The sequence below is a fragment of the Mucisphaera sp. genome, assembly GCF_965279675.1.
Lineage (GTDB): Bacteria > Planctomycetota > Phycisphaerae > Phycisphaerales > Phycisphaeraceae > Mucisphaera.
In genome coordinates this window covers 1,961,520-1,975,146 of sequence record NZ_CBDIIJ010000002.1, presented here as the reverse complement: position 1 = coordinate 1,975,146, position 13,627 = coordinate 1,961,520, and the positions used below count along the sequence as shown (strand labels likewise).

Sequence of the window (13,627 nt, the reverse complement as noted above, 5' to 3'; positions counted from 1 at the left end):
TTTCTCCTCAATCCTCTGTGGTGAATAAGACATGCCAGATACGTTTGAAACCAAGGCGTGAGCCGGCGCTACGCTGCGGCGGCTCGAGAAACTAGGTCAGTTGCTGTGTGCTAGCGCGGGTCACGAGGTCAGGGGTCTGCCAGACGCAGCCGTGCTGGCTGCTGTCGCCATCGATGCGTTTGTTGGCGAGTTCGATGAGCGCCTCGGCGTGGGTGGCGCTGCTGCAGCCGACCATGGTGAGGGGTACGTGGTCGGGGTCCTGTCCGAGGTCGGGGTTATCGAGGACGACGATGCTGAGGTCGGTTGGCACATTGATGCCGTGTTCGTGGAGGGCGTCGATAGCGCCGACAGCGCTGGCGTAGCTGCTGATAATCATGGCGGTGAAGGGCAGCTTGCCGTTGTTGTCATTGATGAGCTGCGCCGTGGCTTCGCGCATGCCGCGGGCGGCGGAGCCCCCCTGCTCGGTTTTGGCGGTGACCACGGTGCCGTGGAGGCTGTCGCCATCGGGTGCGGCGAGGCCTTCGATGAGCTGGAAGTGTCTTGCGAGCTGGTCCCAGGCCTGGGCGGGTTCTCCTGAGGCGAGTGCGATGCGGTGGTGGCCGAGGTCCTGGAGGTGTCGGACGGCGGTGGTGAGGCCGTCGCGCCAGTCGATGCCGATGGAGTCGAGGTTGACGCCATCGACGGGGTGATCGACAACGAGGGTGTCGCTCATGCGCAGGAGGTTCCAGATGACGTCGAGGGGGACGCTTGGCGTCATGGGCTGGAGGATGATGGCGTCGGGTCGTGCGGCGCCTTTGAGCATGCCGACGACGGTGGTCATGCTTGAGTAGGTGATGACGAGGGACTGGTCGCCGGCTTTGCTGAGGGTGTTCTGGAGTTCGCGGGTGATGCGGTCGCCGCGTCGGCTGGGGTAATCGCTTCTCAGGATCATGATGGTTCGGGTGGTCGTCATGGGTTCCTGGGTGGCGACAAAGGTTCCTTTGCCGATGCGTCGGACGAGGAGGCCTTCCTGTTCGAGGGATTCCATGGCCTGCTGGACGGAGGCCTGGCCGACGCGGTAGCGTTTCATGAGGTCACGCGTGGAGGGCAGCTGGCTGCCTTTGGGCATGCTCTTGGCGAACGTACGGAGCTCGTTGGTGATTTCCATGACGGCTCGGTTGGCGGGCGTGATGGACATTCGTGTGAGCCTTGGTGAATCGCGTGAAACGGCCGAGATTCTGCTTACCTGTTTTGAAGCGTACTGCGAGTGCGCAACTGCGTCAAGACTTTTTCGCGATTGAATTCTCCGGGTTTTTTGTCTTGTAGGCGTTGTTTTACTGGGTTATGCTGCTTTAGGTAGTTTCAGCCGCTGTTTTTTTACCCTTCTCAGACCGTATCTGAACCGTATTTCGGCTGACTCGTTTCTGTTTCGTGGCTCGTAAGAGCGATTGGATGGCTGATGACCCCGCATGTCGTTTCAGAAGAACCCCTGAGTCATGGGGACAAGCGGGCGGGTGTGGTGCTGCTTGACCTGCAATGGCTGCAGCGGGTTGACCTGGAACGACCGGCATCTGCGAGGGAGGCGTGGGGGATGCTTCATGCGGCGGCGGGGTTGCAGGGTCTGGTGAATCGGCGGGGGCCGCGGCTGTTTATCCGGTTTCTGCCTGAGGTGGATGATTTCTGGTGGGACTGGTTTCACGAGCCAGATGGATGGCTGCATAGCAGTGAGGCGGTGAAGCTAACTCGTGTTGAGGATGCGGTGGAACACTTCCGGGATGAGCTTGGGGGTGTGGTGACGTATCGGGCGCGGCCTTATGCGGCGTCGAATGTGGCGTCGACGATTGCGGGTGTGGAGGAGAGGCTGCCGGTGTTTTTGTCGGGGGATGCTGGTGATCTGGCGGAGAGGCTCGAAGCACGTCTGCCAGTGTTGTTCGAGGACCGGATCGATCTGGTGGATGAGGGCGGGCGGCCGATCTGGGAGCGGGCGGAGGAGCGTGGTGGGTATGAGGCGACAACGAGCACAAAGAACAATGCCTATCGGTGGCTGGCTGCACGTTATATGGCGACGGGGCGGATGAGTGTTTCGAAGCTGGGTTACTACATCGATAGCTATTGGTTGGAGCGACCGGGGATTCAGCCGCTTCAGAACTGCACGCTGGTCAACCATGATTATTTCATTGGGCATCGTGCGATGATTCTGGACCTGAACGCGTGGGGGGATGAATCATCGGTGGATGAGCCGGATCAGCCGGCGGGGCTTGATCTGATGACGTTGAAGGGGCTACTGAGGGGTCTGCATGGGGCTCGGGGGCGGGAGATGCTGCAGGTGGGTGGGTTTACGCCCTGGGCCTGGAAGTATTCGAGTGAGCCGGGGGCGGGTTCGGCTCATCATGGTGTCCAGAGCGAGTGGGAGCTCATCAAGATATTGAGTTCGTATAACGCCTATCTGGATGCGGATGCGATCTCGCTGGCGGGGATGTCGAATGCTTCGTTTTACCAGCATTTTCCCTTGCGGGATCATTACCCGCAGGTTGAGGTGAATGGGGTGGTGGCTGATGAATCCGGGGTCGTGGAGGATGCTGGGGGCGGGGTCGCGGAGCGGGCTTATGTGCTTTTCTACATGGGGGATTATGACGCGTCGGCGTGGCTGAATCAGGAACTCCCGAGGCTATTTAGGGATCCGGCACGTGGTTCGGTGGATTTGTGCTGGGCGTTCAACCCGAATCTTGACCAGCGGGCCCCGCACGCGATGCACTATGCCCGGGTCATGGCGACGTCGCGGGATTACTTTGTGGCGGGCGATTCGGGGGCCGGGTATGTCAGCCCAGCGATGCTGGAGGGGGCTCTGCGTGAGTCGGGGATCGGTGATGGTTACGACGTATGGTGCGAGCACTGCCGGCGCTTTTATGAGCGTTACGACCTGAGCATCACGGGGTTCATCATTGAGGGGCGGGCGCCGGGGATCGGCGAGCGGGGGTTGGCTGCTTATGCCCGCTTCTCGCGGGGCGGGGTGATCGCGCATCGCCATCTGCCCGAGCATGGCGTGCACGAAGGGCAGATGCCTTATGCGAGGATGACAGCCGACCTTGATGGTCCTCCGGCCGTGGCGGCGGAGTCTGTGATGTCCCATCTTGCGGAGGGAGGGACGCAGTTTCTTGTGTTTCGGAGTGTGTTGAAGTCGCCTGGGTGGCTGGCTGAGCTGATTGAGCATCTGAAGCGTGGTGACGCGGCTGATCGTCTGCGGTTTGTGAGTCCAAAGGCTTTCATGTCGCTGATCCGTCGGCATCATGCCAATCAGGGCGTTGATCGGCCAGCGGTTAAGATTCAGGGAGATGTGACGCGGGCGTTGCTGGCGGCGAATCATCTGAAACCGGAATCACGTTCTTAGCTGGTTCATGGATCGAAGGAGACCGACGTGTCAGACGCAATGACTCCCGAACGGGCTCGTGAGCAGGCGATTCACCGGATGCGAGATGCGGGGATTGTTCTGACGGCGAAGGAGCTGGACGAGATCGAGCTAGCGGGTTTCGGGTTGGATGATTTTGCGAAGGAGGGGTTGGCGTTGGTGGTGTATGCCAACACGGATCGTTATTGCGGGAAGGAGTTGGTGTTGCTGCCGCATCAGACGTGTCCGGAGCATCGGCATCCGCCTGTCCCCTTGGAGGATGGGCGGACGGACCCCGGGAAGATGGAGACGTTCCGGTGTCGGTCGGGAGTTGTGTATCTGTACGTGGAGGGTGAGGGGGATCGCGGGGAAATCAAGGCTCGGGTGCCGGCGGGCAGCGAGTCGTACTACACGGTGTTTCACGAGATTGTGCTGCATCCGGGAGATCAGTACACGATCCCGCCAAACACGCTGCATTGGTTTCAGGGGGGACCGACCGGCGCGGTGGTGACGGAGTTTTCGAGCACAAGTCGAGATGAGTTGGATGTGTTTACGGATCCGCGTATTCGGCGCGTTGAGTAGGTCCAGCTCTGAAGATTGCGGATGACTGAAAAAAAGCGGACCCGGAAGGGCCCGCTCTGGAACCATGAGCACTCGGTTGGGTGCTTAGCGACGCCTGGCGGAGGCGAGGAGGCCGAGGCCCAGCAGGAGGGCGCTCATGGGTTCAGGCACGGGGTTGGCGTTACCGAAGTTGGTGGCGAGGGTTGAGAGGTCGATGAGGTCGACGAGGCCATCGCTGCTGAAGTCACCGCCGGCCCATCCGGCGTTGCTGCCGAAGTTGGTGGCGAGGGCACTGAGGTCGATGAGATCGACGGCCTGGTCGAGGTTGGCGTCGCCCAGGAAGGTACCTAGGTCGACGGTGACGTATTCGACGACGTCGTCCTGATCGACGGTGCCGGAGCCGTCGACGTCTCGGGCGGAGTCTGTGCCGCCGAAGCCAGCGGCGATGAAGTCGACGTCGTCGGCGTTGACGAGTCCGTCGCCGTTGAGGTCGTTGGGTATGGCGGTGCCTGGTGCACCGATGACATCGATCTCGAGGACGAGGGGCGAGACAAAGGCGAAGCTCAGGCCGTCGTCGATCCCTGTGAAGGGGTTGACGCCTTCGAAGGGATCGCGGTACTGGCCGCCGGTGTTATCGACGGCGTAGAAGTCGAACTGGAGATTGGTGACGCCTGAGGCGAGGTTGCCGTTGTTGGCGTCGAAGATCTCGAAGAAGAGGGCTTTGAAGGCGTTGGTGCCTGGGTCGCCTGACTCGTTGTTGAGTGATCCAAGATCGGCGGACTCGAAGTAGCCGAGTTCGGTGAAGCTGGCGGCGTTGTCGGTGGAGTAGCGGATGACGGTGGTGGTGAAGATGCGTCCGTCGGCGTTGTTATTGTTGCCTGAGAGGATGTTGATGTTGGTGATGTTCGAGGGTTCATCGAGGTCGAACTGGATGGCCTTGGTGGGTGTGCCTTCGCCGGGGAAGTCGTTGAGGAGTCCGTAGGTTCCGTCGGTGGCGAGTCCGTTGATGCCATCGGTGAAGGCGGGGAGCCCGGAGGGCCAGGTGGAGCCGAAGATGGATGCGGCATTGGCGGGGTGCCAGCCCTGGTCTTCGGGGAGTTCGGTGGCGAGTTTGCCGGCGACGAGGTCGTCGTCGAGCAGGAGGCTGTCGAAGGCGAAGGTATCGGTGTCGAAGGTTGAACTGGTGGTGATCTGAGCCGTTGCGGGTGCGGTGATCGCCAGGCCGCAGGCCAGCAAGGTTGCGTATCGCATCATCACTTCATCTCCTCACATGCGTCCGAATCGAATCGAGAGAGCCAAAAAGTCTTCTGGAAGGAAGTGTACCTGAATGATGGCCAAACTCCCAGACAATCTTGGGCTCATCCTGTAATTGGTATAAAATATGGTTAATATTGTATTTATGCATGCATATATTCGTCATTTCTGGCTTCGACTCCCGGTCATACCCCCGCTTTGGAGTGCGCACCTGAAAATCTAGATGCGGTTTCCGATGGGTCCACGCGGTGGTGTGACCCCCCTTCTGATGCTGCGGTATGTTGCACCTAGCTCCTGATTGTTTCTGGCCTGGCGTGCCTGATGGTTCTTATTGAGGAATGGCGATGTCTGCACAAGGCGGTTCTGTTCGCATTGGGTTGTTCGGGATTGGACTGGAGGCTTACTGGTCGCAGTTTGCGGGGTTGAAGGACCGGTTGGAGGGGTACCTGGGGGTGACGGCGGAGCGGCTGGCTTCGCCCGGCGTGGAGGTGGTGAATCTGGGGCTGGTGGACACGGTGGAGAAGGCGTTCGAGGCGGGTCATGCGTTTCGGCGGGAAGATGTAGATCTGATCGTGCTGCATGTGACGACCTATGCGTTGTCGTCGACGGTGCTGCCGGTGGTTCGTCGCGCGGGGGTGCCGGTGATTGTGCTGAACGTGCAGCCGGAGAAAGCGATTGACTATGCGAGCTTCAATCGGCTGGGGGATCGGACGACGATGACGGGGACGTGGCTGGCTTCGTGTGGGGCGTGTCCTGTGCCGGAGATCGCGAATGTGTTCAATCGGGCGGGGGTTTCGTTTCATCAGGTGACGGGGGTGCTGGATGCGTCGGATGGCTGCTGGAAGGAGCTTGAGGACTGGGTGAGTGCCGCGAGGGTGAAGCATGAGATGGAGCACAACCGGCTGGGGGTGATGGGGCATTACTACAACGGAATGCTGGATATTTATTCGGATATGACGCAGCAGCTGGCTGCGTTCGGGGGGCATGTCGAGATCGTTGAGGTGGACGCGTTGGCGGAGCTGCGCAAGGGGGTGGGTGATGCGGAGGCGGCTGAGCGGGTGGCACATTTCCGGGAGGTGTTTGAGGTGCAGGCGGACTGCGCGGAAGAAGAGTTAGCGCGGGCGGCGAAGACGAGTGTGGCGCTCGATCGGCTGGTGGATGAGCGGCGGCTGGGGTCGATGGCTTATTTCTATCATTCGGTGCCGGGGCATGAGCACGAGGATGTGATTTCGTCGGTGATTCTGGGGACGTCGCTATTGACGGCGCGGGGTGTGCCGGTGGCGGGTGAGTATGAGATCAAGAATGCTCAGGCGATGAAGATCCTTGACAGCTTCGGGATCGGGGGGTCGTTTACGGAGTACTACGCGATGGACTTTGAGGATGACATCGTGCTGATGGGGCATGACGGGCCGGGGCACCTGAAGATTGCGGAGGGGAAGACGAAGGTGCGGCCTCTGGAGGTGTATCACGGGAAGGTGGGTCGTGGTTTGTCGGTGGAGATGACGGTGAAGCATGGGGAGGTGACGTTGCTGTCGGTGGTGCAGCGTCGGGATGGGACGCTGGCGTTGCTGGTGGCGGAAGGGGCGTCGGTGCCGGGGCCGATTCTGGAGATCGGGAACACGAACAGCCGGTATCGGTTTGCGTGCGGGGCGCGGACGTTTGTGGAGGCGTGGAACGAGCAGGGTCCGGCGCATCACTGCGCGATCGGCGTGGGGCATGCGGGGGATCGGCTGGACAAGCTCGGGAAGCTGCTGGGGCTGGAGGTGATTCGGGTTTGTTAGACTCGCGGGCGTTCGGGACTTTTACCTGCATGAGGTGATGACGTGATGAAACCTGTCGTGCTGTTGTTGCTGGTGATGGTGTTGGCTGGGTGTGAGTCGATCGGACAGGTGACCTACGACGAGGTTGTCACGACGCCTGTTGTGTTAAATGGGATTGATGTGCTGGAGCGGGACGGGTTTGAGCTGCTCGAGGGTCAGCGGGTGGCGATTGTGACGAATCACACGGGTTTGAACCGGGCGGGTGAGCATATCGTGACGCTTCTGAATGAAGCACCAAATGTGGACGTGATGAAGCTGTTCTCGCCTGAGCACGGGCTGTATGGCGAGCTGGATGAGAAGGTGGATCACGGGGTGGACCCGGATACCGGTTTACGGGTGTATTCACTTTATGGCGAGACGCGGATCCCGACGGCGAACATGCTGGAGGGTGTGGACACGCTGGTGTTTGATATTCAGGACATCGGGACGCGTTTCTATACGTACATCTCGACGATGGGTTTGTGCATGGAGGCGGCGAAGGAGCACGGGGTGCGGGTGGTGGTGCTGGATCGGGTGAATCCGATCAACGGGGTGGATGTGTCGGGGCCGATTGCGGATGAGCGGCATCAGGGGTTTACGGCGTATGGACCGATCCCGCTACGGCATGGGATGACGGCGGGTGAGTTGGCGAAGCTGTTCAACACGGAGTACGGGATTGGTTGTGATCTGACGGTGGTGCCGGTGGAGGGTTGGCGTCGGGAGATGTGGTTTGATGAGACGGGACAGATGTGGACGAATCCGTCCCCGAATATGAGGAATCTGACGCAGGCGACGCTTTATGCGGGGATTGGTTTGTTGGAGTCGGGGCGGATGATTTCGGTGGGTCGCGGGACGGATCAGCCATTCGAGTATTTCGGGGCGCCGTTTATCGATGGGGTCGCGCTGGCGGCGGCGCTGAATGAGCGGCGGATTCCGGGGCTGCGGTTTGTGCCGATGCGGTTTACGCCAACCGTCCGTCATTACAAGGATCAGGTGTGCGGCGGGGTGTATGTGATGGTGATGGATCGTGAGGCGTTGGAGCCGGTGTCGGCGGGGATGACGATCGCGTGGGAAATCGAGCGGCTTTTCCCGGAGGCTTACGACCTTGATTCGGTGCGGCGGATGATCCAGGACGATGCGGCGATGGATGAGCTGATGACGACGGTGGATCCGGAGACGATTCCGGGCGTGTGGCAGGCAGAGTTGGCGGCGTTTCTGCCGGTACGTGAGCGGTATCTGATGTATCGGTGACGGTGAGTGGCCTGCGTCTTGCTAGTTGTTGCCGAGCTTGAAGCGTTGTTTGAGTTCGAGGAGGCGGGCGGCGGCGGGTTTGGGTTCGTGGGTTTCGGAGAGAAGGCCTGACAGGGGAAGGGTCATGTCGGGATGATCGACGGTTTCTTTCCAGAGAACGGTTTCGACGAAGGGTCGGCTGGCGGCGATTTGGGTGACGGCTTCGAGCCAGTGTCCCTGGACGGTTCCGTTCCATGGGCGTCGCCAGGTGCCGGCGCGGTCGTCGGCGGGGAGGTCGGAGGAGGGCTCGTGGATCATTTCGGAGGTGACGGGTGAGCTGGGGGCCCCTATGACAACCTGGAGGGGTTTGCCGAAGGCGCCGAAGCGGTCGATGAGGTTGGCGAACTGCATGAGGTCGCGGCAGAACTGGCCGGGGCGGGCCTGGCCCATGAGGATCTGGAGGCTGAAGCCGTCGAAGGCGTTGCCGGCCTGGACGACGAGGTCGGCGTAGAGGGCGGGGGGGATGGAGCGGACGTTGGCTGCGTAATACTCGCCAAAGGGCTGGCGGATACCGATGAGGGCGCGGCCAGCGGGCTGGAGTCGCTTGACCAGCCGGGTGGCGGTGCGGGTGATGTCCATCACCTGGTCGAAGGAGAGCGGGAAGTTCTGGTTGACGTGGAGTCCGGAGACGACGTTCCAGACCGAGATGCTGTCTTTGTAGCGGGTGACAACGCGTTCGACATGGTCGTAGATGAGGTCGCGGAGGGTTTCGTAGTCGTGCTCCCAGATGTAGACCCAGTCGGGGACGTGGTGGGTCTCGAAGCTGATGAGGGGTCCCGCGGCGAGGGGCGTGCCGGCCTGCTTGGCCCATTCGGCCCAGCGGTCCAGGGCGTCCCAGGCGTTGGCGTCTTCGACGGGTGCCAGGGCGTTCCATGGGGATTGGATGGCGACCAGTGAGCCGACGCCCTGGAGCAGCTTGGTGGTGCTCTCGTGGTTGTGATCGAGCGGGACGCCAAGGCCAAGGATGTGCGGGGGGAGCTTGCTGGTCTGGACGCGGCGGTCGAGGAGGAGTTCGGCGTGGGCCAGGGCGAGTTCTTCGGAGGCGTCGAGCGATGCGACGAGGGAGGCGTTGGCGTGGGTGTCGGCGACGTGGGGGTCTTCCTTGGCGCTGCAGAGGGCCTGGATGAAGGCTTCGCGGGCCTCGATAGCTCTCCGATGGACGGGGTGCTGCTCGGGGAGGTCGAACATGGACCATTCCTCGAGGTGGGTGTAGAGCACCATCAGTCGGTGGCGGGCGAGCTCGATGCTGAGGCGGTAGGGCTGGTCGCTGTCGGGGAGCAGGCAGGTCTGGAGGGTGAGTTCGCCCAGCTCGTCGACGGGATAGAGGAGTCCGAGGGCGGTAGCGATGACTTCGCGGCGGTCGACGATGATCTCGCCATTCTCGACGGTGATGCTGGCACGGAGGGGGTGTCCGTCGGGCCCGAGGCTGTGGGCGTTTCGGGGGGTCCAGTCGGGGCCGAAGCCTGCGATGGTTGGCAGGGCGAACCTGAGCATGTCGTTTTCTGGTTCCTAACCGTCGGTCGATATGACCGGATACGTGGATGATGGCCGGATGGGGGCGGCTGAGCAAGCGGGCTTCGCTAAGGGCTTGATGGGGCTGAACCTGTAGCTGGCGAGGGAAGGATGTGTTTGACGGTGGTTCCGGGCGTCTTTAGAGTGCTCAGGCATCCGATATCCCTGCAGGAGTAGCCCGGTTATGACGGTTCTTTCACGTCCAACGGGACGCCGATTGGCGGTCTTGTTCGCGGTGTTGGCGATGGTGGCTGGTATGAGTCCCGCAACGGCGTTGGCGCAGACGGCGTCGTCGCTCTGGGATGACTTCAATCACTATCTATTGATCGCTCGTCCGGAGCTGGCGGCTGGCGCGGGCCAGGCGTTGCTTCGTGAGGTGGGCGATGACGACGGGCTGCTGCTGGAGGTCGTTGAGTCTTCTGACTTCTCCGACTACGAGGCGGCTCTGATCCGAGCGACGCGGGTGGAAGCCGTTGAGCCGGTGGCGACCCGATTGCTGGCTCGGATCCAGGAGGCGCAGATCTCGGTGTCGCGGGATCCGGCCCGGATTTTGGAGAACATCGAGCGGCTTTCGGTGAATCGGCGTGCGTTTATGAATGCGGTTGAGCGTCTGCGTGGAGCGGGTCAGTTCGCGGCCCCTCTGCTGCTGGAGACGCTTCAGGATCGGCAGCGTGCCAACCTGCATCCGTTCGTGCAGGAGGCGATGGTGGCGATCGGGCGGTCGATGGTTTACCCGCTGTCTGAGGCGCTGCCGAAGCTGGAGCCGGTGCAGCAGGGTCAGATTGCTCAGGTGCTGATGCGGATCGGTTATCCGCAGGCGCTGCCTTATCTGAAGGAAGCGATCGAGGACCCGCGCACCGACCCGACGGCGCTGGCTTATCTGATGGCTGCCTACAACGAACTGGTTGGCACGGTGAACGTGCGGCCGGACACGAGCGCGGCGTTGCTTTATGTGGCGGCGGGTGAGGCTCAGTACGTGGCGGGGACGAATCGCGCGGACATCCCGGGTCTGGGCGCGGAGACGCTGGACGCGACGCTCTGGGAGTACACGCCTGAGACAGGTCTGGTGGCGATTCAGGTGCCCGCGGAGATTTTCGCAGATTCGCTAGCGGTTCGGTCCTCGATCAAGGCGCTGAAGCTGGCCCCGGACACGGATGCGGCGATGACGCTTTTCCTTCGTTCGAATCTTCGTCGGGAGAACCGGCTGCCTGCGGGCGAGGTCGATGCGAGCTACCCGGCGGACATGCTGGAGGCTTCGTACTACGCGATGCTGTCTGGTCCGAAGCGGCTGCATGAGGTGCTGGATAGGGCGCTATCGGATGAGGACCCGGCGTTGGCGTTGGATGCGATCGAAGCGCTGCGGAAGACGGCGGGTGCGAACGCGTTGGTTGACGGGGCTTCGGGTCGGCAGCCGCTTTTGCGGGCTCTGACTTATCCCGATCGTCGGGTGCGTTTCCGCGCGGCGGAGACGCTGGCGGCGGCACGGCCGGTGGTGAGCTTCCCGGAATCGGAGCGTGTCGTGCCGACGCTGGGTGAGGCGGTTCGTCAGTCGGATTCGCGTTATGCGGCGGTGGTGGCTGATGACTTCGAGACGCTGAACCTGCTGCTGGGCGTGCTCAGCGACGCGGGCTTTGAGGCCTTCGGTGGTCTGTCCCGCGAGGACATTGATAATGAGATCGCATTGCGGCCGGGTGTTGACCTGGTGGTGCTGGCGATGAGCGAGGGGGATGTGGAAGCGTTCTTCCTGGATACCAAGGGCGATCCTCGGTTGGGGGGTTCGCCGGTGCTGGCGATGGTGACGGCGCCTGAGCAGATCACGCTGACCGAGACGTTCCGTGCTGAGCCTCGTTTTGCGAGTGCCCTGATGGTGGACAGTGCGGCGGCGCTGCGTGGCGCGATTGATGCGGTGTCGGAGCAGTACGAGGGCTACAGCATCCGTGGTGCGGAGGCGGAGGCCTTTGCGATGACGGCGCTGGAGCTACTGGAACAGATCGGCTCGACGGACCCGGTGTACTACGCGGGTGATGCAGAAGTGGCGATGATCCAGGCGCTCGGCGACGAGCGTGAGACGGTGATCATGGCTTCGGGTCAGGCGCTGGAGCACCTCCCGTCGCCGGCGGCTCAGGCGGCTCTTGCCGACAGGGCGCTGCAGGCGTCGGGTGCGGTACAGCTGGCGCTGCTGAGCAGTCTGGCTGAGTCGGCCCGGTTCCACGGCAACCTGATTGATTCCCGGCTGGTCGATGGCGTACGCGATCTCGTGGTTGAGAGCACGGGCGAGCTGGCGTTGGCGGCGGCTCGGGCTCACGGGGCCCTGTCGCTGCCGACCGAGAGCGGTGTCAACCAGGTGCTTCGCTACGTGCGTTGATCTCACTGATATTTTTTGGATATCAAAAAAGCCCTGGCGTCTAAACGCCGGGGCTTTTTCGAAGGTGGCGTGGCTCGTAAGCCGAATTCTGTGACCCGGTTTTGACGCCGGGCGGCGGCCATTTCTCCAGGCCCACCGTTGCCGGTGGGCTCGAGCGGCCTACCCACGGGGCTCTTTCGACCGGGCGGACCACCCGGCTGCGAGCAGACCCCGCTGCTTGGCCTTGCACGCGGTGAGGTTTACCGTGCCTCCGCTGTCGCCAACGGAGCGGTGCGCTCTTACCGCACCCTTTCACCCTTGCCTGTGCCTCGGTGAGGAGACCATCGGCGGTTTGCTTTCTGTGGCCCTGTCTCGCACCCGGTCGTCGCCAACCGGGCGGGTGGGTGTTACCCACCACCGTGTCCTGCCGTGTTCGGACTTTCCTCGTGCCTCGCGGGGAGACACGCGGCCGCCACGGCCACGCCACGCGCTGAGGGTATCAGGCCGGTGATGGTTTTGGGTGATATTGTTGGGGCATGGCTGACGGAGAGGCAACGTCTGAGCTGGTGGTGTGGGTCGATCGCGATCGTCAGGACCTCGTGCGTGAGGTGCTTGACGGTTTAGGATCGAGCTGGCGTGTGCTGGGGATTGGTGGGCCTGCGGGGGCGCTGCCTGACGACCTGTGTAAGGCGTTGTCGCTGAGTTGTGAGGCCGATCTGCGGAAGCTGGTGATCGATCGGCCGGCACGGGTGGTGCTGGTGGCTTCGGCGGTTCCTCCTGGCGAGGCGGAGATACTGGAAGCTGCTGAGCGTTGCGATCTGGTGGTTTTTGCGGAGTTGCCAGCGGAGCGTCTGGAGCAGATCGGCGGGCTGAGAAAGCGGCTCGGTGGGGATGGGGGACAGATGGTGTTTTCACCTGAGTTGCTGGCCTCGCCGGGGATGCAGGCGGCGAACGATCCGGGTGACTTGCTTGGGGAGGGTCGTCTGGCCACGCTGGAGTTCGAGTTGGAGAAGAGCAGCGGGCTGTTGTCGGCGGGGCTGTTTCAGGCCTGGTTGGCGGCGCTGGGGATGGTGGGTCTGCCTGAGGAGGTATCGGCGTCGCTGGTTGGCGGACGCCTGGAGGGTGAGCGGTTGCTGGGTGGATCGCTGGCGGTCTCGGGACGGTCGATGGGTCGGGAGGCGGTGCTGCTGGCCGTGACGGATCAGACGGGGCGGTGGCAACGGCGGATGCGGGTGATCGGGGATGGCGGGAGTCTGGAGCTGACGGATGAGGGCTATCGGCTGATGGGGGCAGACGGGTCGCTGATCGATGCCTGGACGGGGGAGAAGATGGGACGTGGCGGGCTGATTGCCAGAGAGATCAAGCGTTGCATGGAGGGTTACGGCGTGGAACGGGGGATGTCTGCCGGGATGCTTGATCGTGTGGTGGCCTGCTGCCGTGCATCGGTTTTGAGTCTCAGGACGGGGCAGTCGGAGAGTCCGGAGAAGCTGCTGGGCATGTGAG

General features: G+C 62.3%; 9 protein-coding genes and 1 other RNA gene. 6 read left to right on the top strand and 4 right to left on the bottom strand.

Features of this window, described 5'->3' with window-relative positions; genetic code table 11:
- Window positions 1–91 precede the first annotated feature (91 nt).
- Complete coding sequence (locus tag ACQZAB_RS08520; RefSeq protein WP_428388891.1) at window positions 92–1,177, bottom strand: substrate-binding domain-containing protein; 1,086 nt, start codon at window positions 1,175–1,177, stop codon at window positions 92–94.
- 261 nt (window positions 1,178–1,438) lie between these two features.
- Here ACQZAB_RS08520 and ACQZAB_RS08515 point away from each other — a divergent pair, with 261 nt between their 5' ends.
- Both ACQZAB_RS08515 and ACQZAB_RS08510 read left to right on the top strand, forming a co-directional pair.
- Window positions 1,439–3,367 carry a hypothetical protein gene (locus ACQZAB_RS08515; RefSeq protein ID WP_428388890.1) on the top strand — a complete coding sequence of 643 codons (1,929 nt, stop codon included), beginning with the start codon at window positions 1,439–1,441 and terminating at the stop codon, window positions 3,365–3,367.
- 39 nt (window positions 3,368–3,406) lie between these two features.
- Window positions 3,407–3,946: a D-lyxose/D-mannose family sugar isomerase gene (locus tag ACQZAB_RS08510; RefSeq protein WP_428390150.1), complete on the top strand. Its 540-nt coding sequence runs from the start codon at window positions 3,407–3,409 to the stop codon at window positions 3,944–3,946.
- 84 nt (window positions 3,947–4,030) lie between these two features.
- Here ACQZAB_RS08510 and ACQZAB_RS08505 read toward each other — a convergent pair whose 3' ends face one another.
- Window positions 4,031–5,179, bottom strand: a complete 1,149-nt coding sequence (locus tag ACQZAB_RS08505) for a PEP-CTERM sorting domain-containing protein (RefSeq protein WP_428388888.1) — start codon at window positions 5,177–5,179, stop codon at window positions 4,031–4,033.
- Between the two features lie 344 nt (window positions 5,180–5,523).
- On the opposite strand from ACQZAB_RS08505, the gene ACQZAB_RS08500 reads away from it, so the two are divergent.
- Together ACQZAB_RS08500 and ACQZAB_RS08495 are read left to right on the top strand one after the other, a co-directional pair.
- Window positions 5,524–6,960, top strand: a complete 1,437-nt coding sequence (locus ACQZAB_RS08500) for an arabinose isomerase (protein ID WP_428388886.1) — start codon at window positions 5,524–5,526, stop codon at window positions 6,958–6,960.
- A gap of 45 nt (window positions 6,961–7,005) precedes the next feature.
- Window positions 7,006–8,229, top strand: a complete 1,224-nt coding sequence (locus tag ACQZAB_RS08495; RefSeq protein WP_428388884.1) for an exo-beta-N-acetylmuramidase NamZ family protein — start codon at window positions 7,006–7,008, stop codon at window positions 8,227–8,229.
- A 21-nt stretch (window positions 8,230–8,250) separates the two neighbouring features.
- On the opposite strand, the gene ACQZAB_RS08490 is transcribed toward ACQZAB_RS08495, so the two are convergent.
- Complete coding sequence (locus ACQZAB_RS08490; RefSeq protein ID WP_428388882.1) at window positions 8,251–9,762, bottom strand: endo-1,4-beta-xylanase; 1,512 nt, start codon at window positions 9,760–9,762, stop codon at window positions 8,251–8,253.
- A 274-nt stretch (window positions 9,763–10,036) separates the two neighbouring features.
- Here ACQZAB_RS08490 and ACQZAB_RS08485 point away from each other — a divergent pair, with 274 nt between their 5' ends.
- Window positions 10,037–12,145: a HEAT repeat domain-containing protein gene (locus tag ACQZAB_RS08485; protein ID WP_428388881.1), complete on the top strand. Its 2,109-nt coding sequence runs from the start codon at window positions 10,037–10,039 to the stop codon at window positions 12,143–12,145.
- Between the two features lie 61 nt (window positions 12,146–12,206).
- Here ACQZAB_RS08485 and rnpB read toward each other — a convergent pair.
- An RNA gene (rnpB, locus tag ACQZAB_RS08480) (RNase P RNA component class A) lies at window positions 12,207–12,610 on the bottom strand.
- A gap of 50 nt (window positions 12,611–12,660) precedes the next feature.
- Between rnpB and ACQZAB_RS08475 the strand changes: the two genes are divergently transcribed.
- Window positions 12,661–13,626, top strand: a complete 966-nt coding sequence (locus tag ACQZAB_RS08475; RefSeq protein ID WP_428388879.1) for a hypothetical protein — start codon at window positions 12,661–12,663, stop codon at window positions 13,624–13,626.
- Window position 13,627 lies beyond the last annotated feature (1 nt).